This is a genomic window from Bacillus sp. 37MA, assembly GCF_000372765.1.
Taxonomy (GTDB): domain Bacteria; phylum Bacillota; class Bacilli; order Bacillales; family Domibacillaceae; genus Domibacillus; species Domibacillus aminovorans.
The window spans coordinates 2000169-2025780 of sequence record NZ_KB889752.1; the positions used below are offsets into that span (position 1 = coordinate 2000169).

Below are 25612 nucleotides of genomic sequence, written 5' to 3' on the forward strand. Positions count from 1 at the left end.
ACTTAAGAAAGCCCTGCCGCACCGGGCAAGGCTTTCATTCTTATTTAAATTTCTTCACAATACTCATCGAAAAGTGTTTGTAATTGTTCAACGACCGACATCGGGTGATGCCCTTCAATCTCATGACGTTCGACCATCGCCTTCACTTCACCATCTTTTATGATCGCAAAAGATGGTGAAGACGGTGGATAGCCCGTAAAGAAATTACGCGCTTGCGCCGTGGCCTCTTTATCCTGTCCTGCAAAAACCGTCACAAGACGATCTGGACGCTTATCGTAATGGATAGCATGTGCCGCTGCCGGACGCGCAATGCCGCCTGCACAACCACATACAGAGTTGACCATCACAAGCGTCGTCCCTTTTTCGTTCAACGTTGCATCTACTTCTTCAGGTGTTGTTAATTCTGTATAGCCAGCCGCTTTAATTTCATCGCGCGCCTGACGGACTACATCGTTCATGAAAAAATTAAAATCCATTCCCATATTTAATCTCTCCTTTATTTAGTTAGTAGATATATCATAAGTGAAAATATCGTTTATTACAATGAAATGGACCAGGCATTCCTTGATTTATTCATAAAATACGTTTTAACATTATAGACTACTGTGCGAAGTAAATGAATCGAAAATAAAAAAATGCATGTTTAACTTTTTCGTTCGCGGGTAAAGTAATAAGGTAACTGAATCCATACCCTTACACTCCCTGTATTTGACCATCCGGATTGATCCGGATGGTCTTTTTTAATACATCGGACGTGAGCTGGCAGCTTCAAAGCTCAGCAACAGAACGTTTCGCTTTTGATCTAACATCTTAATAGATTCACTCTGTTCCATACACTTGTTTAAATAATTGTTCTGCAGCCTGCGACGGTGGAATATCCCCGTTCATTGCATCCTGCTCTAACTGGCCTATCTGTTCTTTGACGTATGGATGACGGTAAAAATGATTTTTGAGTTTTTCCATAATAAGAGTATGGAGCCATTCTTTCGTCTGATAGCGGCGGCGCTCTATCAAAACACCGCTTTTTTCCGTCACATTTCTAAATTCTTTCATCATCGTCCAGATCGTATCGATTCCTTCATTTTTCAATGCTGAGCACGTATACGCTTTTGATTCCCATCCTTTCGTTGCCGGCTGCAAAAAATGCAAAATTTGATTGTATTCCCGCTTCGTTTTCTCAGCAAGGGACTTATTTGTGCCGTCCGCTTTATTGACGACGACAGCATCCACCATCTCCATAATGCCTTTTTTCATCCCTTGAAGTTCATCTCCCGCTCCAGTCAGTGCAAGCAGCATAAAAAAGTCGACCATGCTGCGGACGATGAATTCACTTTGTCCGACGCCGACCGTTTCGATTAAAATCACGTCAAATCCAGCCGCTTCACATAAAGCAAGCGTTTCTCTCGTTTTACGGTGGACACCTCCAAGTGTGCCGCCTGATGGAGACGGCCGTATAAAGGCATTTGGGTGTTTGGCAAGTTGCTCCATTCTCGTTTTATCTCCTAAAATAGATCCACCTGAAATAGAAGAACTCGGGTCAATGGTGAGCACAGCGACGCGGTGGCCCGCATCACATAGCCTCATCCCAAATGATTCGATAAATGTACTCTTCCCGGCACCCGGTACACCCGTGATCCCGATCCGAATTGCATTTCCTGTATGAGGCAATAGCTTTTGCAGTAGGTCTTGCCCGTACTTGTAATGATCAGCTGCATTGCTTTCAATAAACGTGATCGCTTTCGCCAGTTCTTTTACTGAACCTTTCACGATACCATTTACCATCACATTTAAATCTGGCAGTACTGATTTTTTTTTACGGAACATTTTCCGCGGTGGCGCTATCATGCCATCATGCGCAGCCATCACACCTTTTCTAACATGTTGATGTTCTTCCGTCATTCTGTCACTTCCTCGTAGCCGAGCCGCTCATACACTTTCTCTAAAATGACCTGTGCAGACACCGGAATAACAGTACCAGGTCCAAAAATAGCCGCTGCTCCTTTTTCTCTTAAAAAGTCATAATCCTGTGCTGGAATGACACCGCCAACAAACACGACGATATCATCACGGCCAAGCTTCTGCAGTTCTTCTACTAAGGCCGGCAGCAATGTTTTATGACCAGCTGCAAGCGAACTAAAGCCAACTGCATGAACGTCATTTTCTACTGCTTGTTTCGCTGTTTCTTCTGGCGTCTGGAAAAGCGGACCAATATCGACATCAAAGCCGAGATCTGCATAGGCTGTTGCAATTACTTTCGCCCCACGGTCATGGCCATCCTGTCCCATTTTGGCGACTAAAATACGCGGACGGCGCCCTTCTTGCTCTTCAAATTCCGCTGTTAATTGCTGGACGAGCGCCATTTGTTGTGAATCGGAAAAATGGGCACTGTATACACCGCTCACGGACCTGATCACCGCCTTATGTCTTCCACTTATCGCTTCAACGGCATCGGAAATTTCCCCAAGAGTTGCACGTAACCTTGCAGCTGCTACTGCGAGTGCAAGCAAGTTGCCAACACCGGACTGTACGGACGCTGTAATGGCGGCTAGCGCTTCTTTTACCTTTACTTCATCGCGGTTTGCTTTCGTTTTTTCAATTCGCTCCACTTGCTTCAAACGGACCGCTGTATTATCAATATCTAAAATATCAATTGGGTCTTCTTTTTTTAGACGATATTTATTCACGCCAATGATTGTTTCTTCACTGGAATCAATTTTAGCTTGACGGCGTGCTGCTGCTTCTTCAATTTTCATTTTCGGAAGTCCCGTTTCAATTGCTTTTGTCATTCCGCCAAGTTTTTCAATTTCTTCAATATGAGCCCACGCGCGCTCCATCAATTCATTCGTCAGCGCTTCTACATAATACGAGCCACCCCATGGATCGATAACATTTGTGATCCCGGTTTCTTCCTGCAAAAATAATTGTGTATTGCGGGCAATGCGCGCCGAAAAATCAGTTGGAAGCGCAATCGCTTCATCAAGAGCATTCGTGTGCAATGACTGTGTATGACCCATCGCAGCCGCGTGTGCTTCAATTAATGTGCGTGTAACATTATTAAACGGATCCTGCTCGGTTAAACTCCATCCCGACGTCTGCGAATGCGTACGAAGGGCCATTGATTTTTCATTGGACGGGTTGAACGGCTTCATCAGCTGCGCCCATATACGGCGGGCCGCACGCAATTTCGCTACTTCCATAAAATAATTCATACCGATCGCCCAGAAAAACGATAAGCGCGGCGCAAACGAATCAATATCAATGCCCGCAGCAAGCCCGGTCCGTACGTATTCAAGACCATCCGCAAGTGTATACGCAAGTTCAATATCAGCTGTTGCGCCCGCTTCTTGCATATGGTAACCAGAAATAGAGATCGAGTTAAACTTCGGCATCTCTTTTGATGTATAATCGAAAATATCAGCAATAATCCGCATCGATGTTTCCGGTGGATAAATATACGTATTGCGTACCATATATTCTTTTAAAATGTCATTTTGAATCGTACCGGACAACTTTTCGCGCGTCACGCCCTGTTCTTCAGCTGTAACGATGTAAAAAGCCATAATAGGTAAAACCGCTCCGTTCATCGTCATCGACACCGACATTTGATCGAGTGGAATACCGCCAAATAAAATATTTGTATCCTCCACTGAATCAATGGCTACACCCGCTTTCCCTACATCGCCAACGACACGGGGGTGATCCGAATCATAGCCTCGGTGTGTCGGCAAGTCAAACGCAACGGACAGTCCTTTTTGGCCCATCGCCAGATTGCGCCGGTAAAACGCATTGCTTTCTTCCGCCGTTGAAAAACCTGCATACTGGCGGATAGTCCACGGACGGTTCACATACATTGTCGGATACGGACCACGTGTATAAGGAGCAATACCCGGATAATCGTTTATATGGTCAAGTGATTTTATATCTTCTTCTGTATAAATAGCCTGCAGCCAGATCGATTCATTCGTTTCAAATGACAAATCATCGAATGATTTTTTCACATCCTGTTCCAGCGCCGCTTTCCATTCATCAAGTGGTTTTTTGGCCCCTTTTTTAAATGGATTATAATCTTTTAAATTCATTGTTCGGACCCCCCTTCAAATAATGAAAGCAGTGCCAATAATTTTTTCACAATATCATCTCCAGCCGAAATGGAGCCATCTATCCCCGTCACCTGCCAATTTCCAGCCACATCAATGACTGCTGACCGAGACACTTTTCTTAACTCTTCTATCAGTTCCAGTCCAAATTGTTCATACGTTGAATTAGCTCCACAAATGCAGTAGTATGGAAAGTCATGCATTTCAACAAATTGGACGGCTTCTTTCACTGTCTCAATATTTTCAGACAGTACCGACTGAATGCCGCCAACAGCGAGTATACCTATTATATAATCTGTACGCGGTTTGTTTGTTTTCAACTTACCGAGGCAAATAATGCCTACCTTTACAGACTTTCCAGTTTGTTCGATCGCTGCTGCTTTTTGACGAAGCTGCTCAATCGGCTCTGCCAATCTTTTTGGCGTAAGCGCAACAATTTTTTCGCCTTTCATGGTTGATCTCTTTGTTTTCTGTTGGGTAAATTCATTTTTTCCGGTCATATTTGCATACATATTCGTACCTATTAATAACTGTTTGCGGATCGCTATCTCTTTTTCCCGTTTCACCTGTACAGCCGCTATCTCTTTTTGAATCGTCCCTGCTTTAAGTGCATATTCAATCCCGCCCGCTTCTTCTATCCGGGCAAATTCATCCCATGCCATACGGCCGATTTCATTCGTTAACGACTCGATGTAATAAGAACCACCTGCTGGGTCAATCACTTTATCAAGATGTGCTTCATGTTTCAAAATCAGCGGAATATTACGGGCAATTCGCTCAGACAGCTCTGTTGCACTTCCGGTCACTTGATTAAACGGTAAGACATGCAGGTAATCTATATTGCCAAGCACGGCAGAAAACGCAGCACTGCCCGTACGTAAAATGTTAACGTGTGGATCAAGTGCTGATAACGTCTGTTCACTCGTTTCCACACTGATTGCCGGCTTCGATTGTTCATCTAGTTCGTATACATCCATGACTGCTGACCAGAGCGTCCGGAATGCTCGAATTTTCGCTATTTCCGTAAAAAATCGTGGTCCTGCAGCGAAATGAACAATCATTTTCGAGACCGTTTCATTTTTATTAGCTGCCATTTTCATATAAAAGACGGCTTCGGATAAAGCAAAAGCCAGTTCCTGTACAGCATTTGCGCCTGCCATGTGATAAGGTACAGTGTTGATTGTAATATTTGACTGATTATGTATATGTTCAAACACTTCTTTTGACGGAAAAATACCTGCTGCTGCGCCTTCTGATACAGGGTCAATGGCTAATTTTATCTTCGGTTTTGGAAATGTTCCTAAACGGTAAAATCCTCTCGTAAATGGTTTTTCCCCTGGCAGCGAGGATTGTACCCCTTTTACATCAGTTTTCGTGTAAAGCGGCTTCAATTCAATATTTTCCGACGTTTTTGTATACAGGCTAGACAATGGCTTCCCCTTTAACGACAACTGTGCAGCCTGTTTCCATTCTTCCAATGTAACAGCTGAAAAGGTCTGTTCTTTCATGTTTCCACCCCTTTTAATGAAATCGTTTTCAATTTGAAGCATTCACGAAAAAGAAACATATTTGTTTCTCCTTAATTGTATTATAAACGGTATAGAGCAGGCAATGTGTACGGGACAAAACGTGAAAATTTATGAGGGACATGCTATTCTATTGGTAACTCTTTTTAAAAAAAGAGCAATTTTTTATTCAGGAGCGAAAAAATGAGAAAACTATTTAGCCTGCTTATTATTGCCATTTTTAGTTTAGGAACCGTCGTCTCAGCGGATAGCGTACCCGGCGACATCATTGTGACACTTGGTGAAAACTTGACACCCGCTCAAAAAGAACAGCTGCTGACAGAAATGGACGTACCTGCTGATGTGCAGACCATTACTGTTTCAAATGCAGAAGAACATCAATATTTAGGTGATTACATTCCAAAAGCACAAATCGGAACGAAAGCGATTTCTTCTAGTAAAATTACAACAGCTGAGTCTGGTGCCGGCTTAAATGTCGAGACGAAAAATATTACGTGGGTTTCAAAAGAAATGTATACAAATGCGTTGACTACAGCGAGCGTAAAAGATGCAGAAATTTATATTACTGCGCCGTTTAATGTGTCCGGTACGGCTGCGTTAACTGGAATTATTAAAGCATATGAGTCGACAACCGGTGAAAAAATTCCGGAAGAGCAAAAGCAAGTCGCAAATGAAGAAATGGTCACAACAGCGAAACTAGGCGATGAGATCGGTCAGGAAGAAGCAACGAATCTAATCGAACGGATTAAGGAAGAAATCGCCGTACAAAACCCACAAACTATTCAGGAAATTAAAGTGATCATTAACAATATTTCAAATGAATTGAACATTCAACTAAGCGACGCGCAACGAGATCAGCTCGCATCATTGTTTGATAAAATGAAAAACTTGGACATTAACTGGGATCAAGTCAATTCGCAAATTGATAAAGCGAAAGAGCAATGGAACAGCTTTAAAAGCTCAGAAGAAGGACAAGGCATTCTTCAGTCCATTCTTGACTTCCTTCAGTCGATTGTAGATGCCATCGCTGGATTATTTAAATAATGAAAAAAGGTGTTTTCTCGCTTGAGAAAACACCTTTTTTCAATAGATTGGCATCGTTTCTTCCGACGCATTTTCAAGCAATTCTTTCACGCGCTGCATAAAACGCCCGCAAATAAGACCATCAAGCACACGGTGATCAATTGATAAGCAAAGGTTAACCATGTCGCGCACAGCGATCATGCCATCGATGATAACCGGCCGCTTCACAATCGATTCAACTTGTAAAATCGCCGCTTGCGGATAATTAATAATACCCATTGACTGTACGGAACCAAATGAACCGGTGTTGTTCACGGTAAATGTACCGCCATTGACATCTTCTGATGACAATACACCTGACCGTGCTTTTTTCGCAAGGTCAACTACATTTTTTGCAATGCCCTTCACCGATTTCTCGTCAGCCTGCTTTACAACAGGAACATACAATTTATCATCAGCTGCTACTGCAATCGAAATATTAATGGCTTTTTTACGGACGATATGGTCACCTGCCCACATAGCATTCATTTCTGGAAATTCCTTTAATGCTCGAGCTACAGCTTTCACAAAAAAAGCAAAATAAGTGATATTATAGCCTTCATTTTCTTTAAATGACTTCTTGATGGAATCACGGTATCCAACGAGTTTTGTTACATCGACTTCAACCATCATCCACGCATGCGGTACTTCCTGTTTCGTTCGCACCATATTAGCCGCAACACTTTGTTTCACACTATCAAGCGGAATAATTGTGTCATCGTCACCACTTCGTATGTTTGGCACAACAATAGGCTGGGTTTGGGCAAGGCGTGGCTGCTTTCGTACAGGCTGGGTTTGAGCAGGCAATGCTTGAACAGATGGCGGCTGTCCACCAGCATCAATAAGTGTCTGCACATCTTTTCGTGTAATCCGGCCGCCTTTTCCTGACCCTTTCATTGCTTTTAAATCAATATCGTGCTGCTGTGCAAGTTTTAAGACGGCAGGTGAATAACGGGCACGATTATCTATTGCAGCTTTTTTTTCCAGTTGAGTGACTTCTTCTTGCGTTTGGACAGCTTGTACTTCCTCTGTTTCAATCGTGCAAATAACGTCTCCAACAGACAATACTTCATCTTCTTTCGCTACAATTTCTTGTATGGCTCCTGTAAATGATGACGGAATTTCCGCGTTTACTTTGTCCGTTAATACTTCTGCAATTGGATCATATTTATTTACATGGTCGCCAGGTGTCACGAGCCATTTTGTAATCGTTCCTTCTGTGACACTCTCCCCAAGTTTCGGCATTGTTATATATTGTATCGCCATGTTGAAAAACTCCTTTCTGACAAACAGTTAAAATTCAGCCAGCTCCCGCATTGCTTTCTCGACTTTTTCAGGATTCATCATAAAATATTTCTCCATCGTCGGTGCATATGGCATAGCTGGTATCTCAGGTCCCGCAAGCCGCTGAATCGGCGCATCGAGATCAAACAAGCAATTTTCTGCAATAATCGCCGACACCTCGCTTATAACGCTTCCTTCTTTATTATCTTCTGTCACAAGCAATACTTTTCCTGTTTTCACGGCTGACTCAATGATTGTTTCTTGGTCGAGTGGGTACACTGTGCGCAAATCGACGATTTCTGCTTCGATCCCGTCTTTTGCTAACTTTTCAGCAGCCTGCAGGGCAAAGTGAACGCACAATCCATACGTAATAACGGTTATATCGTCCCCTTTTCGTTTCACGTCCGCTTTTCCAATCGGCAGCACATAATCGTCATTTGGCACTTCTCCTTTTATAGATCGATACGCTTTTTTATGTTCGAAAAACAGGACCGGATCTTCATCACGAATCGCTGCTTTTAGCAATCCTTTCACATCATACGGTGTTGACGGCATGACAATTTTCAAACCTGGCTGATTAGCAAAAATCGCTTCAACGGACTGCGAATGATAAAGCGCACCATGAATGCCTCCACCGTATGGGGCACGTATGACGATCGGGCAGTCCCAATCATTGTTTGACCGGTAGCGAATGCGGGCGGCTTCTGAAATAATTTGATTGACGGCCGGCATGATAAAATCCGCAAATTGCATTTCAGCAACAGGCCGTTTCCCAACCATCGCTGCACCAATCGCAACACCTGCGATAGCAGATTCTGAAAGCGGCGTATCGAGTACGCGCTCCTCCCCAAACTGTTCATACAATCCTTGTGTCGCTTTAAAAACACCGCCTTTTTTCCCTATGTCTTCTCCAAGCATAAACACATTCGAATCGCGCTCCATTTCTTCTCGGAGCGCCATTGTAACGGCATCGATATAAGAAATAACAGGCATTATCGAGTCCCCTCCTGTTCTGTTTCGGCATAAACAAAGTCGAGTGCCTGTTCCGGTTTTGCATACGGCGCTTGTTCAGCATAATCGGTCGCTTCGTCGATCAATTGCTGGATTTCATGTTCCATTTGCTGTTCCCGTTCATCCGTTAATACACCCGTTTCTTTCACATATGTACGGAATGTAATCATTGGGTCTTCCAGTTTCGCTTTTGCCACTTCCTCTGCCGTACGATACGAACGATCATCGTCATCGGATGTGTGCGGTGTCAAACGGTACACCATCGTTTCAATCAATGTCGGCCCTTCGCCTCGTCGTGCACGGTCCGCCGCTTCTTTTACATACTGATACACCTCAAGCGGATCATTCCCATCAATTGTATATCCCGGCATCCCGTATCCAATAGCCCGATCCGACACTTTGGCAGAACCAAGCTGCTTGTCTACCGGCACTGATATCGCATATTGATTATTTTCACACATTAAAATAACCGGGAGCTTATGAACCCCTGCAAAATTCGCTCCTTCATGAAAATCCCCCTGATTGGATGATCCTTCACCGAACGTAACGAATGATATATAATCTTTTTTCTCCATTTTTGCGGCGAGCGCAATGCCTACTGCATGAGGCACCTGTGTGGTAACTGGCGATGAATTTGTGACGATCCGGTTTTTCTTTTGTCCGTAATGACCGGGCATTTGCCGGCCGCCAGAGTTTGGATCTTCTGCTTTGGCAAATACGAACAGCATTAATTCTTTAACCGTCATGCCAAACGCCAGCACAATGCCAGTGTCCCGATAATATGGCAATATGTAATCTTGACTGCGGTCGAGTGCAAATGCAGCGCCGACCTGTGCAGCTTCCTGTCCTTGTCCAGATACAACAAACGGAATTTTGCCCGATCTGTTTAATAACCACATACGCTCATCGATCCGGCGCGCAAGCAGCATCGTTTCATACATCGCAAGCACTGTTTCATCAGATAATCCTATGTTTTTATGCCTATTTTCCATGTTTATTCTCCTTTTACATATGAATGGCTTTGCCATCGACTAACAGAGCTGCTTCGCCAATCGCTTCAGACAATGTTGGATGCGGATGGATCATCGTGCCCACTTCCCAAGCTGCTGCATCAAGAACGTGTGCTAGTGCTGCTTCTGAGATAAGCTCTGTCGCATTCGGACCAATGATATGAACACCGAGTAGATCATTCGTTTTTTCATCCGCAACAATTTTCACAAATCCATCATTTTCACCAAAAACGAGTGCTTTCCCAATCGCTTGAAACGGAAACTTACCTGTTTTCACTTGAAACCCTTTTTTTCTAGCTTCCTGTTCAGTCAATCCAACACTCGCAGCTTCAGGGCTTGAATATATACATTTGGGGACTGTCATATAATCAATCGGATGAATATCCCCTCCTGCTATATGCTCCACTGCTGTGATCCCTTCATAAGATGCAACATGTGCTAGCTGCAGCCCGCCGATCACATCGCCAATCGCATAAATGTGAGATTCATTTGTTTGCATCCTATCATTCACTTGAATACATCCATTTTCAACGATAATTTCTGTATTTTCCAGTCCAATGTGTTCAATATTTGCAACACGGCCGACAGAAACAAGCATTTTTTCTGCTTCAACTAATTGTAGGCCATTTTTCATTTCCACTTCTACCCGAATCACACCTTGCTGTTTTTCCACTGTATCCGAGCGCACTTTTGCACCGGTCATAATCCGTATGCCTCGCTTCGTTAACAAACGGGCCATTTCAGCTGAAACATCTTCATCTTCCGTCGGGATCACACGGTCTGCATATTCAATAATTGTTACGTTTGCACCAAAATCAGCAAGCATTGATGCCCATTCAATGCCAATCACACCTCCGCCAACAATGATGACAGACGATGGCACTTTTTTAAGTTGAAGTGCCTCATTCGACGATAAAATCCATTCTTCATCCACTTCAAAACCTGGCAATGTTTTCGGCCGGGAACCGGTCGCAATAATGACCTGTTTAGGTACGAGCATGATGTTATCTGTCCCATCGTTCATTTCAACGGAAATCGTGCCCGCCATCGGTGAAAATATAGATGGGCCAAGTAATCTACCAACACCGCTGTATATGTCTATTTTACCTTTCTTCATTAATGATTGTACCCCGTTATATAACGTCTGAACAATTTTTTCTTTTCTTTTCTGTACTTGCGTAAATTCAAGCGATGTATTTTCTGTCTCTATACCAAACACAGCTGCTTCTTTAACTGTTCTAAACACTTCCGCACTTCTAAGCAACGCTTTCGTCGGAATACAGCCTTTATGAAGGCATGTACCGCCTAGCTTTTCTTTTTCGACGATGGCTGTTGTAAGCCCAGCTTGTGCGGCGCGAATTGCTGATACATAGCCACCTGTTCCTCCGCCTAAAATGACAAGATCGTATTCTTTTACCACATGTATTCGCCCCTTTATATATATCCTATTATCATTGTATACGGTTTTAAAAACCATGTCATGTAATAAGTGAATTTTTTGTTGTTTTAACGTTGACGAGGCTTTCTTGACAAATGATACGGGTGCGTTATGATTTGTGAATAAGACTTTTTGAAAGAGGGTTTCGATCAATGATCCGTATCATTGCTTTACTTATTCTCGTCGTTCCTGGCTTTCTTGCCGGAGTGGGGATTAAATTAATGCGCGACATGCTTTTTGGTATTTTGCAGCCTCCATTTCCTTTTTTATGGATGCAGTTTATAGCCGGTTTGCTGCTGTTTCTCGGCGGTCTCGGTTTTGTCGCCGGCTTTATTTTTAGACGTGACCGGAAGCAAGATAAAGTGCAACCAAAGTTTCAGAATAAAGAATAACGAAAAGCGGTCTCAATCAGATGTTTGGTTGAAACCGTTTTTCTTGTTCTTGGCCTTTCTGATTGCTTCTTCTTATCCACTCTAAAGATGGTAACGCCTGATAATCTATTGTATCAGAAACAGCCTTTCCAATTAAATGATCTTTTTTAAAACATAACCTTGATATACGTCAAGGTTATGTTTTTCCCATCAAAAAAACACTTTCAATTTCTTAGTTAACTAAACCAAGAAATTGAAAGTGTTGCGATGGAGTTATCGACGTCCATTTTATTTTACGCTCTTTTAGATAATGGATTTATCACTATTTTAGACTTTTATGCAGTCCTATACTCAATTCGTAATTTGTCCGCGACCATCGCGATGAATCCACTATTCGTTGGTTTTGCTTGGTCGTCAGTCTACGAATTAAAGGCTTGATTACTTACATAATCGATTTTATACGTCACTCTTTATCGGTTTTACACCCGGCAGTTTATTGTCGAGTGTTTGTTGCCTTGATTGTAACTAACCCGAAAGTAGATGACAAGTTATTTCGAACAAGAAAATTCGACATTATATCGATACATGTCGTTTCATTTCTACATTTAAACGCTTAGCTTCTATTAATTCTATTTTAAATAATTATCTAGTTCTTCTCTAAGACATTCGTATCCATGTTTTATTTTCACATTTTCTCCAAATACATGTTCAATAATCTCCATATCTATTACTCTCTTTACGATTAAATCATCCTCGTTAACCCTGTATTCCCATACAAGTTTTGCTTCTGGATCGTATTTCATATATCTATTACAAAATACAGTTGCTGCTTCTATATCCATAGGACATGATTTATATTCTCCATCACTACTTTCTCGGTAATAAATTGGTTCCCCATTTTTTAATTTTTCTTTCGTCCCTTTTACTATATCTTCTAAAGCCACATTAACCGCTCCAATTCTATATGTAATATACAAATTATATCGATTAGCAAACTGAACTGCGATACTTATATAAGTGGTAAATAAATCCAACACCCTCATTTTGATTTTAGAATTTATCAAGTGTGAACGGCTGATGTAAAGGCACACTGCATGGACGCTATGGAGAGTCCACCAATACACATGAAAAAGGCTGCCGGCATAAACCATTCAGCCTTTACGTTTTTATTTAATTAAACTTTCGCTTGCATTGCCTTTTTCGCGCGAATCAATGTGCTCTTCGATATTCCGGTTAAGTCTTCAACCTGTTTATACGATTGCGTTTCGAGTAACTGCAATGCGTGGTTTAACTGCTTCTTCGTATACTTCGGCGGTCTGCCTTCACGGAAGTCCGGGCGCTGCTTGGCTATCGCCTTGCCCTCCTGCGTACGCTCCAAGATCGTATCCCGTTCAAACTCGGCGAACCCGCTCATGATCGTAAAAATAAGGCGGCCTGTTGACGTATTCTCGATTAGCCCCATGTTTAATACGTGTACCTTTACACTGCGCTCGAACAGTTCCTTAACGGTTGTAAGCGCCTCTGACGTCGATCTGGCAAAACGGTCGAGCTTCGTTATGACCAGCGTGTCTCCCGCTTCTAACGCCGATAGTACCTTTTGAAACTCCGGTCGATCCGCTTTCGTTCTGGTAAACTTCTCCGAATAAACCTTATCGCAGCCTTCCTTTTCTAACATGTCGAGCTGCACCTGTAAGTCCTGGCCTACCTTCGATACCCGTGCATATCCGTATTTCATTAAAATCGCTCCTTTTGCGGCGCTCACTTATGGCACTAGGTTAAGACACTGGATGACACCCTGATATTACTATATCGCCAGAACGGTTTCAAATCTTTTGAGTTATGACACTAAAAGAGTTTTTATAGGAAACCATTTTAGTGAGATTTCTAACTAATTCTGTTTCTTTTTCTTCTTAGGTGCATAAGCAAGGATAGCCGTTATTATTATCGCTAAACCAAACATAGAAATGATGAAGAACATAGTGTTGATAAAATGATCGTAAAACCAGGACATAACATCCACCTCATTTTTTTCTTTAGTATGAACAATGGAGGTTGGAAATATTATGTTATGACCCTTTTGTGGAGTTTTACCGGCTCGCCGAACCCCCTATGATCGCCAAAATCGAAAATAAACGGCACACTCTGAGTTTTTTAGGCCCATTCGTCTGGGGACCACCCATTGGTAAAATGCACACTGTTGCACACCGAAATATGACGAAATCGGAAGGCTGACAACGTGCTATTTCGATAGCAAGACGGAGAGTAACCTGCTTAATAATTGACGTTCAAAATGTTTCGAGGGCACGTCCGTCAGAGGCTCGATACAGGTAAATTGTGCAATAGAGTATAATTCTCAGCCTCGAAAATTTCCATAAAAGTGACATTTTGTAACTATCCTTCAAACACCCATAAACGCTTAAATAATCGATTAGAATGCCTTTACATCGCCTGCCAGCGCCATTTCAGCAAGTGTCCGATCTCGCTTTTTTGGGATAAGCGTTTTGATGTGTTGCTTTAGACGCTTGTCTTTTTCACCCTGGAAGTCCTTGCGCTGTTCTCCTCGATAAAGTTGCATACGCGGAGACTCCGATAATCTCCGCAGTTTCTGAGCGATTTAGCCAGCGATTGCGGCCACGTTTCTTATCATAATACGGCCTCTCCATTGTAATGTAATGTCGATCATCCACTGGCGGCACCTGCGATGGCTGTTTACTGTGTTTCTTTTTACGTTTTGTCATCCGTTTATACCTCTGTTAAGTATAGTCGGTCCAGCATCCGGTCGAGCGTACCGTTGTAGTAACCGGCAATTTTGTTCCTAATGCGTTTCGACTTCATCGCCATGATAGACACCCTTAACGCCTCGTAGCTCGTATATTCAACGTCTGTCTAGCTGAATGCTCCGTACCTTATTAAAACGGTTATATGCACCTTATACACGCCGTATAGACGGCTAATGAGCCGTTGATTGTCGCCGATAGTATTCGAAATGAACTCTTTAAAACGACGGTAAAATGGTCGGCACGGCGAAGCCGCATACGTATTATTAATAACAGTATTTGTCTTAGGAATGATATTGTCTTCTTGCTCCCCATTTTTCATTTTTGTCGACAACCGGGAGAATTTGCACGAAGTTTAGCGTCTGCTGCATGTCGTGGCTACGCTTGGTCGGCGGCACCTTAACGATGCCCATTGACGCAAGTTTTTTAAGCCATACGCCGATATATCCGGTCTTTTTATTCCGAAGTCTGCGGCAATCGTGCGCTGTTTACGGAATGACAGTCCAGGATAGTCTCGTGAAATGTCGCGCAGGTAATTCAACAGGCGAATCAGCTTTCGTTTCCAGGAGGCAGACAAATTGCTTGCCTCGATGGCTTTTATGTGCTTATTGATGGATTTTCTCATAATTGTTAATATTTTTGAATTTTGCACAATTTGATATCTACACTTTATTAATTATAATATCGATCATTTTAAGCGGCTCCTTTATGAAGCCAAGGCAGGAACGTACACTCTATCCGATAGTCAGACGTCTGCATCCAGCGCTTTATTTCCTGTAATGTCATCAGTTTCTTTTGTTTTCGCTGGAGTTTGATATTCGGTAATTTGGCAGCTAGGCTTTCCTTTAACTCGTGCTCTTCAACGAGGAAATTTTAAAAAACTTTGATATTGTGGAGGTAATTTGCGATGGTTGTATCGCTTATCGGCACACACATCCGGGTTATTAATTGTTTGGGATTGTTTATTCGTAACGACGGTATACTTTCCGCGCTCACGTAGATACTGTATATAAGTGCGTATGTGGCCGTTTTGATTGATTTCGGCTCATCTACGGAAGGTAGTCGCGTAGGTATGCAATGAACAGCCTTAGCGATTGCCCATAGCTTGCTTTCGTTTTACGCGTAAGGTTTTTTGAATCGCAGTAAAGCATGATGTTGTCGACTTGAAAATCGATTTCATTGAACAAAAAAAACGCCTCCCTTTGTGATAAAGAGAAACGCATAATTTAACGGTAAACCCCGCGGTTATTTATCGGGTCGTTCCGTCAGTTTATCGGTTATGAGTGTCCGCTATCCTGACGATTAAACTACCGTCACTACTGCGTTATGAAGCCATATATTCAATCCTTAATTTGTCCGCGACCATCGCGATGAATTCACTATTCGTTGGTTTTGCTTTTGTGACAGACACAGTATAGCCAAACATTTTAGCAATAGATTCCATATTCCCCCGGCTCCAAGCCACTTCAATTGCATGGCGGATCGCACGTTCAACACGGCTCGGTGTTGTGTTATATTTACGAGCAACTTCTGGATAAAGTACTTTCGTAATCGATCCGAGTAGTTCGATGTCATTGAAAACCATCGTAATCGCTTCACGTAAGTATAAATAACCTTTAATATGAGCTGGCACACCAATTTCATGAATAACGGCCGTAATACTCGCATCAATATTTTTCTTTGGTTTTTTCGCATTCTCTCGATGTTCCATATGTTGAACTGGGTTTTCATTTCCGCTCACCTGTCGGATCTGACTAATCAGGCTATCCATATCGAATGGTTTTAACATAAAATAAGATGCACCAAATTCAACGGCTTTTTTCGTTACATCCTCTTGTCCAAATGCTGTCAGCATAATAACATGCGGCAGTTTTTCCTGCTCACTGACACTTAAACGTTCCAGAACGGCAAGTCCATCCATATGCGGCATAATGATATCAAGAATTAATACATCCGCCTCTATTTCTGGAAGCATTGTTAAACATTCCTGTCCATTGTATGCTGTACCTACGATTGTCATATCATCTTGACTTGAAATGACTTCTTCGAGCAACTGAACGAGCTGCCTGTTATCATCTACGATTGCTACTTTAATTTCACCCACGTTTATTTCCTCCTCATCCACTTTAACCTTACTAAAGCTATTCTAATGGATTTTTCGACAAAGAGGAATGAAAACCTTTAAAAAACTGAAAATATATATTTTACACAATTTTATGTCATTTTTCGACGTTTTTCGCTTCTTTTTCCGTCAAAAAGAGGGCAAATGCCCCCTCTTTAAATAATTCCTGCATCTTTTAACATCCAGTCAATATGAACACCATAACCTGAAAGTGGATCATTAACAAATACATGGGTGACTGCTCCAATAATTCGACCATTTTGAATGATTGGACTTCCGCTCATTCCTTGCACAATCCCGCCTGTTTTGCCAATTAAGCGAGTGTCGGTCATTTTAATGATCATTCCTTTTATTTCTGGTTTTGTCTGCTGAATAGTTCGTGTGATCGACACTTTATACCTTTCAACGGTCTCATTTTCGGTTACTGTCAAAATTTCAGCTGGTCCTTCAACAACTTCATCCGGATGAGCAGCAGGATAAAGCCTCCCGCCATCAATATTTGTATAAAGACGACCAAAAATACCGAATGATGTGTTCGACGTTACAGTTCCCCACTTTTTCCCATCCGGAATAACGGCTGTTTTTTCACCAGGAATTCCTTCTGTTGCTTTTTGAATACCAGTAATCTGAGCTGGATGAATGGTTCCTTTTATTGGTGAAAATGGCTGTCCGGATTGCACATCACTAATGACATGACCAAGTGCACCATATTTTTTTGATTTTGGTTCAAAAAATGTCAATGTCCCGATACCTGCTGTCCGATTTTTAATGTATACACCGAGTTTATACGTATTTGTTTCTGCATCCTTTATCGGTGTGACCGCCATCTGAATGTTCTTTTTTCCGCGCAGCACTGATAATTGAAGCGGCTTATTTTGTTCGCCTGCTAATTGAACAAGTGGCCGGATTGATTGCGGCTCGGTTATTTTCTTTTCATTTACACTCACAATGACGTCACCTGGCAGAAGTCCAGCTGACTCTCCCGGTGATTGTTTGCCACCCGATGTACCGATAAAATGAAATCCGACAATATACAATCCTTTCGTCTGCAACTGGAGACCGACTGATTGACCACCTGGTACGACAAAAATGCGTTCCCGCTCTTCCTGTGCTGCCGGGAAGCCCGCTGACTGTAATAGGTCCTGTTCCGCCTGCTCTGCTTGAATGACTGTCCCTTGGCCAACCAAAACGGATAACATCAACAAAAATGAAAAAAGATATTGATACGATGCTTTTCTTACCGTCATACCACTCCCTCCTTCTTGTCTTGCCCTGTTACTTTGTCCGGAGGGAGGTGTGATTATAACGGTAATATGGGGTGAAGATGGATGTCATTTCAAACAGCTGATTTTTTTAATTTTGCGGATAATGTAAGTAATTCTTTCGCATGTTCTTTTGTCAAATTCGTCATTTCTACACCCGAAATCATTCTTCCAATTTCTACTGCTTTTTCATCTTCATTAAGCGGAGTTACGACTGTGCTCGTTCGCTTTCTGTCATGGCTTTTTTGAATGTATAAATGTGTATCAGCCATAGCAGCCACTTGCGGTAAATGAGATATACAAAGCACTTGCGAATGAACGGCAATTTTATAAATTTTTTCGCCAATGGCTTGCGCAACACGACCGCTTACACCTGTATCCACTTCGTCAAAGATAATCGACGTAACACCTTGATGTTTGGAAAAAATCGTTTTCATTGCTAGCATAACACGTGACATTTCACCGCCGGATGCAATTTTCACAAGCGGTTTAAGCGGTTCGCCTGGATTGGTCGTCATGTAAAATTCAATTTGATCTATGCCATCTTTTTTAAATTGTCCATTTTCTGACTGAACATGCACACTGAAGACCGTTTTTTCCATATATAACTCTTTTAGTTCACGATGAATCGCTTCTTCCAGCTTTTCCGAATATGAATGGCGCAGTTTAGACAATTTTCCCCCTTCTTCTGTAAGGGTTACTTCTATTTCCATCAATTCTTTTTGCAAACGGCTCACATGTGTTTCACGATGCGTCAACTGATCCATTTCTTCGGCAATTTTATTACCGTACTGTAAAATATCATCAATTGTCGCTCCATATTTTCGTTTTAATTGATTGATTTCATTTAACCGGCTTTCAATTTCATTCAACCTTGCGGGGTTAAATTCAAGTGTATCGAGAATAGAACTTACATCGCGTACAGTATCTTCAAGAACGTAAAAACTGTTGGCAGCAGCATCATGAAGCGGTTTATATTCATCATTAATGCCTGATGCAGATTCAAGTCCATTTACACTCAGTCCAAGCCAATCAAGTGCTTTTCCATCGCCAGACAGCGCATTGTAAGCTTCCGATAATGCAGCATACAACTTTTCATAGTTGGCTAATTGCTGCCTTTCTGACTCTAATTTTTCTTCCTCACCTGTTGTCAATTCTGCCTTTTCAATTTCATTGAATTGAAATTGAATTAAATCAAGACGGTGAGCTAAATTTTGCTCATTTTCACTGAGACGACGTATTTCTGTCTGTAAATGATCATAACGATTATAAATGTTTCTATACTGCTCTTTTGCGTGTTGAATCGCTGCCCCACCAAAATCATCCAGTAAACGAAGATGACTCCCTGCGTTCATTAATTCCTGGTGCTCATGCTGGCCGTGAATATCCATTAAACGAGAACCAATTTCACGTAAAATTGACAGCGTGACCATTTTACCATTCACACGACACACACTTTTTCCAGCAGCAGAAATTTCACGGCGCAAAATGACCGCTTCCTCTTCTACATCAATACCAAATTCACGGCAGACATGAAAACAGGGATGGTCTTCATGCAAAGTAAACATCCCTTCAATCTCTGCTTTTTTCTCACCATGCCGGACAAATTCACCGGAGCCCCGTCCACCGGTTAACAATTGTAATGCATCAATGATAATTGATTTTCCTGCGCCTGTTTCCCCTGTTAAAACGGTTAATCCTCGTTCAAATGATAATTCAAGCGCATCAATAATTGCAAAATGGCGGATCGATAATTCTTGAAGCACGATCGTCACATCCTTATTAAAGCATTTCTAAAAAACGAGAAGATACGATTTCTGTCTGTTCTGGTGCACGGCAAATAAGCAAACAGGTGTCATCGCCGCAAATGGTACCCATAATTTCTTCCCAATCCAGATTATCAATTAATGCGCCGACCGCCTGAGCGTTGCCAGGCAATGTTTTCATAACGACAAAATGGCCGGCTGAATCAATGCTGACGAAACAGTCAACAAGTGACCGTTTCAATTTTTGCAGCGGATTAAATCGTTGATCTGCAGGCAAACTATATTTATAACGGCCATCCATTAATGGCACTTTTACTAGATGTAGTTCTTTAATATCACGTGAAATCGTCGCTTGTGTCACGTTATAACCAGCTTCTCTCAGCAAATCAACGAGTTCATCCTGTGTTTCAATTTCGTTGTTCGCAATCATTTCTCTAATTTTAATATGTCGTTGTCCTTTATTCATGATACTCACCTCATAATGTATAATTATACTTGTTTATACATCATCATACTGTATTCGTCTTGAAAAGTATATAAAAAGAAGCCGGCTTCTTATTCAATGAAAGAGCCGGCCACTTGAAGCTGAACATAATTTGATCTTGATCAGCTTTTTTCTTTAAATTCATTATGCGCTGCATCTACGGCCTGTTCAGGTGTAAGCGGCAAACTGACAAAACCGTCATTGTCTTCACCTGGCCAACGAATATGCAGTAAAAATTCAATATTGCCGTCACCGCCTGTAATCGGTGAATGCGAAAGGTTCACGACTACGTAGCCGAGCTGTAAAGACAGATTTACAATTTTTTCAATCACTGCTTTATGAACGGCCTTATCACGTACAATTCCTTTTTTGCCGACTTGTTCGCGGCCAGCTTCAAATTGAGGTTTAACAAGCGCTACAACGTCGCTTCCCGGCACGAGCAGTGTTTTTAACACGGGCAAAATAAGGGACAGCGAAATAAACGAGACATCAATCACCGCAAATTGTGGCATTCCTTTCAACAAATCAGCCGGCTTCACGTAGCGGAAATTTGTCCGCTCCATGACTACAACCCGTTCATCTTGCCGCATCTTCCACGCCAACTGATTATAGCCAACATCGAGTGCATACGAAAGTGCTGCACCATTTTGCAATGCACAGTCGGTAAAACCGCCTGTTGATGCACCTATATCAATTAAAATTTTATCCTGTACGGTCACATCAAATACACTCAATGCTTTTTCAAGCTTTAAACCGCCGCGACTGACGTAAGGCATTGTTTTTCCTTTTATTTCAAGAGGTGCATCAATAGGGATTTTTTCACCAGGTTTATCGATTCGTTCTTCATTAGAATACACGATGCCTGCCATAACTGCTCGTTTCGCTTTTTCTCTCGTTTCAATTAACCCTTTTTCAACAAGCAATACATCAATTCGTTCTTTTTTTGCCATCGTTATGCTCTTTCCTCTTGTTTTTCGGGCACGAGTGCTGCCATTTTACGCACCACTTCCTCCACCGTTAAATCAATTTCTTCAAGCAGTTTATTGACGCTTCCATGTTCAATAAACCGATCCGGGATGCCCATCCGGTCAATGACGGCACCATGGCAGCCTGATTCATGCGCATATTCAAGTACTGCACTGCCAAACCCACCTTCAAGAACGGCTTCCTCAATCGTCAAGATGGGTATATTTTGACTGAGTAGATCGTCCATCATCAATTTGTCAAACGGTTTAATGAAGCGAGCATTTACTACTTTGACATCCATACCACGTTCACTGAGTACCGAAGCGGCCTCCATCGCCATCGGAATGGTTGTACCGAATGTTAAAATGACAGCGTCTGTTCCTTCTTTTAACACTTCCCATGAACCGATCGGGATCGTCATCATCTTAGGATCCATCTCAACACCGAGACCATTGCCACGCGGGAAACGCATTGCAATCGGTCCACCGTCATATTGAATCGCTGTATTAACCATGTGACGACCTTCGTTTTCATCTTTCGGCATCATCAGCACCATATTTGGCAAATGACGCAGGAACGCGATGTCAAATACGCCTTGATGGGTTTCTCCATCTGCACCGACAAGTCCGGATCGGTCGATGCCTATAAATACATTTAAATTCGGACGGCAAATGTCATGAACAACTTGATCGTATGCACGCTGAAGGAATGTCGAGTAAATGACCAGAAATGGCTTCATTCCTTGCGTAGCTAGTCCTGCTGCAACCGTTGCCGCATGTTGTTCTGCAATCCCGACATCAAACATTCGATCTGGAAACTCTTCTGCAAAACCGAGCAATTTAGATCCGACAGCCATCGCCGGTGTAATTGCGACAACTCGCTCATCTGTACGGGCAATTTCACGCACCGTTTCACTGACAAGTGCGCTCCATGCCGGCGGTTCATTTTTTGCTTTAATGATCGCACCCGTTTCCATTTTATATGGCCCTGTTCCGTGCCATGAACCGATTTTGTCTGTTTCGGCCGGCTTATAGCCTTTTCCTTTTTTCGTAATGACATGAACAAGTACCGGTCCTTCTGTCCGTTTCGCCTGTTCTAAACTTTTAATTAAGTCGTCAAAACTATGACCATCCGTTGGGCCGAGATATGTGAATCCTAATTCTTCAAAAAACATACCCGGGACGAGCAAGTACTTTAAACTGTCTTTTAAACGTTCTGCTGTATTTGCAACTTTACCGCCAACAGCTGGAATACGTTTTAAAATTAATTCGAATTCATCTTTAAGTTTGTTGTATTTGCCGCCTGTCCGCATACGCCCAAGTATGCCGTGCAACGCGCCGACATTCGGTGCAATCGACATTTCGTTATCATTTAAAATAACAATCATATTCGTTTTTTCATGGCCAATATGATTCAATGCTTCAAGCGCCATGCCGCCTGTTAACGCACCGTCTCCTATGATAGGCACAATGTGTGAATCCGTTTTTTTTAAGTCGCGGGCAATGGCCATACCCATTGCAGCAGAAAGCGACGTTGAACTATGGCCTGTTTCCCACACATCATGTTCACTTTCCACCATTTTTGGGAAACCGCACAGCCCTTTATACTGGCGCAATGTATCAAATTTGTCTGCGCGGCCTGTTAAAATTTTATGAACATACGATTGATGGCCGACGTCCCATAAAAATTTATCATTCGGGCTTGTAAAGCAGTGATGGAGCGCAACAGTCAACTCGACTACACCAAGATTTGGACCAATATGACCGCCTGTTACAGAGAGTTTTTCAATTAAAAATTTTCGGATTGCTGCACTTAACTGTTCCATTTCATGTACGTTCATTTTTTTCACAAAAGATGGGTCTGCAATCGATAAAAGATCCAAATGGATCAACTCACTTTCATATCTGTTTCAGATCATAGTTGAAATGTATCGCTATTATAGCATATGTTTACAGATGCTAACCATTTTCCGATATTACGTAGTACGTTCCACAATTAAACTTGCAAATGATTCGAGCAGCGGCGCAGGACGACCGAGTGATGCAAGTGCATCATAAGCCCCTTTTAATTCTTCTGCCAGCTTTTCTTTCGCTCCAGTCAAGGAGAGAAGTGACGGGTATGTACTTTTCTCATTGGACTCATCACTTCCAACCGGTTTGCCAATTTCTTCTTCCGTTCCTTCCACATCGAGAATGTCATCGCGAATTTGGAACGCAAGACCGATATGTCGAGCATATTTTTCAAGCAGTGCGGTTTCCCGTTCATCCGCTCCTCCGATTAACGCACCAGCCATCACACTGAAAGCAAGAAGACGACCTGTTTTATGTAGATGTATGTACTCAAGTTCAGACAGCGATAACACTCTTCGTTCGCCTTCCATATCAGCCATTTGTCCACCAACCATTCCTTCAGGTCCGGCAGCAAAGGCTAGCATTTGAATGAGTCTGATCGAATGTTCTGGAGATTGAACGGTCGACGATGCAATCAGTTCAAACGCATATGTTAACAGTGCATCTCCTGCAAGAATCGCCGTTGCTTCACCAAATACTTTATGGTTTGTCGGCTGGCCCCGGCGCAGTGCATCATCATCCATCGCCGGCAAATCGTCGTGGATAAGCGAATATGTATGGATCATTTCAAGCGCACATGCTGCATCGAGTCCTTTTTCTGCCTTTTGACCGTACGTTTCCAGCACCGCCAACAACAACATCGGCCGAATTCGCTTTCCACCTGCTTTCAATGAATACACCATTGATTTTTTAATTGATTCAGGTGCTTGGAGCATTTCCACACGTTCGAGTAAATACGGTTCAAAAACGGAGCACTTTTCCTCAATATACCTTTTAATGTTTGTCATTGTTTCTCACCATCCAATTGAAACGATTCTTCTCCTTCTTTTGTCACAATCTTGGCTAGATCCGATTCGGCTTTTTTTAATTTAGTATGACAAAGTGCGGATAGTTCCATACCGCGCTTATATTCTTCGAGTGCTTCTTCAAGCGGTACGTCACCCTCTTCCAGACGGGCCGTAATTTTTTCCAACTGTTCCATCGCTTGTTCGAAGCTTAATTCTTCAGATTTCATCATCTTTCCCTCCGATTGATTGAACGTGTGTGTTCAACGTGCCATCCGCCAGTCTAATGCGGATTTGATCGCCCGCTTTCACATCTTGTACGGATTTTACTAATGTATCATCATGATATGTTAAACTGTACCCTCTTTCCATCACTTTGAGCGGGCTCAATGCATGAAGCAGTGAAATCGTTCTTTCAAAACGGCCTTTTTTGTCTTCCACTGCTGATTCTGCTACATAACGGATACGCTGGTTTATTTTATTTAATTGCGCTGCTCCCATTTGAATGCGCTGCTCGGGGCCCATTCGCTGAAGCCGGGCTGCAGCATGATCGGCTGCTATTTTTTTACGGTCAAAAACCGATTGCATGTTGCGGATCAACCGTTCTTGCAGTCTATCTGCCTGTTCAGACTGCTGTCTGTATAATGCCTGTGGATGACGTATTATATAGGCATTCATCACTGCTTGATGACGATTACGTGATGCGCGAATCTTCTCAGCTGTTGCCCGGGTGAGCCGTTTTTGCTTTGATAACAGACGTTCGACTACTTCTTCCACGTGCGGTACTGCCATTTCGGCTGCTGCAGTTGGTGTCGGAGCCCGTAAGTCTGCTGCAAAATCAGCAATCGTAAAATCAGTTTCGTGGCCAACGGCTGAAATCACTGGTATGCGTGATGCGTGAATCGCACGGGCAACCAGTTCTTCATTAAACGCCCATAGTTCTTCAATCGATCCTCCGCCCCGACCGGCAATAATGACATCTGCACGTTTATCGGAATTGGCCCGCTCGATTTGCGATACAATCGAAGCGGACGCTTTTTCTCCCTGGACTAGTGCCGGATAAATCAAAATTTCAACAGCCGGATATCGCCGATTCATCGTCGTCATAATATCACGTACAGCAGCCCCGGTCGGCGAGGTAATGACAGCTACACATGTTGGATATGCAGGGATTGGCTGTTTTCGATCGACGCGAAATAATCCTTCTTGCTCTAGTTTCTTTTTTAGCTGTTCATAGGCAAAATAAAGATCGCCGACACCATCCGGCTGCATCTTTTTCACATACATTTGGTATTGTCCACTCGATTCATAAACGGTAATATCACCTGTCAATACGACTTGCATGCCGTTTTCTGGCTGGAATTTCAATGACCGATTAGCTGCAAGAAACATAACGGCCAAAATGCGCGCACTATCGTCTTTCAACGTGAAATACATATGTCCGCTCGAATGTTGCTTAAAGTTGGAGATCTCTCCTTTTACGGCTACGTCTTTCAAATACGGATCCGCATCAAATTTCCGCTTTATATATTTAGTTAATGACTTTACGGTCAAACATTGATTGGCTTCCATTTCTGTTCAC

Annotated in this window: 25 protein-coding genes; 3 read left to right on the forward strand and 22 right to left on the reverse strand. The window is 42.5% G+C overall.

All coding sequences use genetic code 11. From position 1 onward, the window contains the following. Positions 1-44: 44 nt before the first annotated feature. From A3M5_RS0111180 to A3M5_RS22865, 4 genes are all read right to left on the reverse strand, one after another. Positions 45-482: a BrxA/BrxB family bacilliredoxin gene (locus A3M5_RS0111180; RefSeq protein WP_018393860.1), complete on the reverse strand. Its 438-nt coding sequence runs from the start codon at positions 480-482 to the stop codon at positions 45-47. Between the two features lie 337 nt (positions 483-819). Next, positions 820-1899 carry a methylmalonyl Co-A mutase-associated GTPase MeaB gene (meaB, locus tag A3M5_RS0111185; RefSeq protein WP_018393861.1) on the reverse strand — a complete coding sequence of 360 codons (1080 nt, stop codon included), beginning with the start codon at positions 1897-1899 and terminating at the stop codon, positions 820-822. Beyond that, a complete protein-coding gene (scpA, locus tag A3M5_RS0111190; RefSeq protein ID WP_018393862.1) occupies positions 1896-4079 on the reverse strand; it encodes a methylmalonyl-CoA mutase in 2184 nt (727 codons plus the stop codon). Before scpA ends, meaB begins: the two co-directional genes overlap by 4 nt. Beyond that, the gene (locus A3M5_RS22865) at positions 4076-5605 is read right to left on the reverse strand and encodes a methylmalonyl-CoA mutase family protein (protein WP_196803563.1); all 1530 of its coding nucleotides are present in this window, start codon (positions 5603-5605) and stop codon (positions 4076-4078) included. The genes scpA and A3M5_RS22865 overlap by 4 nt, the downstream gene beginning before the upstream one ends. 201 nt (positions 5606-5806) lie before the next feature. Between A3M5_RS22865 and A3M5_RS0111200 the strand changes: the two genes are divergently transcribed. Further along, positions 5807-6667 carry a DUF1002 domain-containing protein gene (locus tag A3M5_RS0111200; RefSeq protein ID WP_018393864.1) on the forward strand — a complete coding sequence of 287 codons (861 nt, stop codon included), beginning with the start codon at positions 5807-5809 and terminating at the stop codon, positions 6665-6667. Between the two features lie 39 nt (positions 6668-6706). Here the strand turns inward: A3M5_RS0111200 and A3M5_RS0111205 are convergent, their stop codons facing one another. The 4 genes from A3M5_RS0111205 to lpdA are packed head-to-tail and all read right to left on the reverse strand — an operon-like array spanning position 6707 to position 11410. Next, positions 6707-7951, reverse strand: a complete 1245-nt coding sequence (locus A3M5_RS0111205; RefSeq protein WP_018393865.1) for a dihydrolipoamide acetyltransferase family protein — start codon at positions 7949-7951, stop codon at positions 6707-6709. 27 nt (positions 7952-7978) lie between these two features. After that, positions 7979-8962 (reverse strand): alpha-ketoacid dehydrogenase subunit beta, encoded by a 984-nt coding sequence (locus tag A3M5_RS0111210; RefSeq protein WP_018393866.1) that lies wholly within the window; start codon positions 8960-8962, stop codon positions 7979-7981. Next, the gene (locus tag A3M5_RS0111215; protein ID WP_018393867.1) at positions 8962-9972 is read right to left on the reverse strand and encodes a thiamine pyrophosphate-dependent dehydrogenase E1 component subunit alpha; all 1011 of its coding nucleotides are present in this window, start codon (positions 9970-9972) and stop codon (positions 8962-8964) included. Before A3M5_RS0111215 ends, A3M5_RS0111210 begins: the two co-directional genes overlap by 1 nt. Before the next feature lie 13 nt (positions 9973-9985). Then, positions 9986-11410, reverse strand: coding sequence for a dihydrolipoyl dehydrogenase (lpdA, locus tag A3M5_RS0111220; protein WP_018393868.1), 1425 nt, complete (start codon positions 11408-11410; stop codon positions 9986-9988). Positions 11411-11580: 170 nt separating this feature from the next. On the opposite strand from lpdA, the gene A3M5_RS0111225 reads away from it, so the two are divergent. Both A3M5_RS0111225 and A3M5_RS25405 read left to right on the forward strand, forming a co-directional pair. Further along, positions 11581-11820, forward strand: coding sequence for a DUF2627 domain-containing protein (locus A3M5_RS0111225; protein ID WP_018393869.1), 240 nt, complete (start codon positions 11581-11583; stop codon positions 11818-11820). A 246-nt stretch (positions 11821-12066) separates the two neighbouring features. Next, the gene (locus A3M5_RS25405) at positions 12067-12237 is read left to right on the forward strand and encodes a hypothetical protein (RefSeq protein WP_155894704.1); all 171 of its coding nucleotides are present in this window, start codon (positions 12067-12069) and stop codon (positions 12235-12237) included. A gap of 191 nt (positions 12238-12428) precedes the next feature. Here the strand turns inward: A3M5_RS25405 and A3M5_RS0111230 are convergent, their stop codons facing one another. The 14 genes from A3M5_RS0111230 to xseA form a co-directional block, all read right to left on the reverse strand. Continuing rightward, a complete protein-coding gene (locus A3M5_RS0111230; RefSeq protein ID WP_018393870.1) occupies positions 12429-12743 on the reverse strand; it encodes a hypothetical protein in 315 nt (104 codons plus the stop codon). A 230-nt stretch (positions 12744-12973) separates the two neighbouring features. Further along, entirely contained in the window at positions 12974-13534 is a 561-nt protein-coding gene (locus A3M5_RS0111235; protein ID WP_018393871.1) for a recombinase family protein, read from the reverse strand. 693 nt (positions 13535-14227) lie between these two features. Then, entirely contained in the window at positions 14228-14374 is a 147-nt protein-coding gene (locus tag A3M5_RS25410; RefSeq protein WP_018393873.1) for a hypothetical protein, read from the reverse strand. A gap of 311 nt (positions 14375-14685) precedes the next feature. Further along, positions 14686-14898 carry a hypothetical protein gene (locus A3M5_RS25815; protein WP_196803564.1) on the reverse strand — a complete coding sequence of 71 codons (213 nt, stop codon included), beginning with the start codon at positions 14896-14898 and terminating at the stop codon, positions 14686-14688. A 33-nt stretch (positions 14899-14931) separates the two neighbouring features. Further along, positions 14932-15153: a hypothetical protein gene (locus A3M5_RS25425; protein ID WP_155894706.1), complete on the reverse strand. Its 222-nt coding sequence runs from the start codon at positions 15151-15153 to the stop codon at positions 14932-14934. A gap of 747 nt (positions 15154-15900) precedes the next feature. Continuing rightward, the gene (gene spo0A / locus A3M5_RS0111255; protein WP_018393875.1) at positions 15901-16680 is read right to left on the reverse strand and encodes a sporulation transcription factor Spo0A; all 780 of its coding nucleotides are present in this window, start codon (positions 16678-16680) and stop codon (positions 15901-15903) included. A 173-nt stretch (positions 16681-16853) separates the two neighbouring features. After that, positions 16854-17945, reverse strand: a complete 1092-nt coding sequence (spoIVB, locus tag A3M5_RS22875; RefSeq protein ID WP_018393876.1) for a SpoIVB peptidase — start codon at positions 17943-17945, stop codon at positions 16854-16856. Between the two features lie 89 nt (positions 17946-18034). Beyond that, positions 18035-19726, reverse strand: coding sequence for a DNA repair protein RecN (recN, locus tag A3M5_RS0111265; RefSeq protein WP_018393877.1), 1692 nt, complete (start codon positions 19724-19726; stop codon positions 18035-18037). Between the two features lie 16 nt (positions 19727-19742). After that, complete coding sequence (gene ahrC, locus A3M5_RS0111270) at positions 19743-20192, reverse strand: transcriptional regulator AhrC/ArgR (RefSeq protein ID WP_018393878.1); 450 nt, start codon at positions 20190-20192, stop codon at positions 19743-19745. A 140-nt stretch (positions 20193-20332) separates the two neighbouring features. Beyond that, a complete protein-coding gene (locus A3M5_RS0111275; RefSeq protein ID WP_018393879.1) occupies positions 20333-21160 on the reverse strand; it encodes a TlyA family RNA methyltransferase in 828 nt (275 codons plus the stop codon). 2 nt (positions 21161-21162) lie between these two features. Next, entirely contained in the window at positions 21163-23058 is a 1896-nt protein-coding gene (gene dxs / locus A3M5_RS0111280) for a 1-deoxy-D-xylulose-5-phosphate synthase (protein WP_018393880.1), read from the reverse strand. A 93-nt stretch (positions 23059-23151) separates the two neighbouring features. Beyond that, positions 23152-24033, reverse strand: coding sequence for a polyprenyl synthetase family protein (locus tag A3M5_RS0111285; protein WP_018393881.1), 882 nt, complete (start codon positions 24031-24033; stop codon positions 23152-23154). Further along, complete coding sequence (gene xseB, locus A3M5_RS0111290) at positions 24030-24263, reverse strand: exodeoxyribonuclease VII small subunit (RefSeq protein WP_026221692.1); 234 nt, start codon at positions 24261-24263, stop codon at positions 24030-24032. Before xseB ends, A3M5_RS0111285 begins: the two co-directional genes overlap by 4 nt. Then, entirely contained in the window at positions 24250-25602 is a 1353-nt protein-coding gene (xseA, locus tag A3M5_RS0111295) for an exodeoxyribonuclease VII large subunit (protein WP_018393883.1), read from the reverse strand. The genes xseB and xseA overlap by 14 nt, the downstream gene beginning before the upstream one ends. Between the last annotated feature and the right edge of the window lie 10 nt (positions 25603-25612).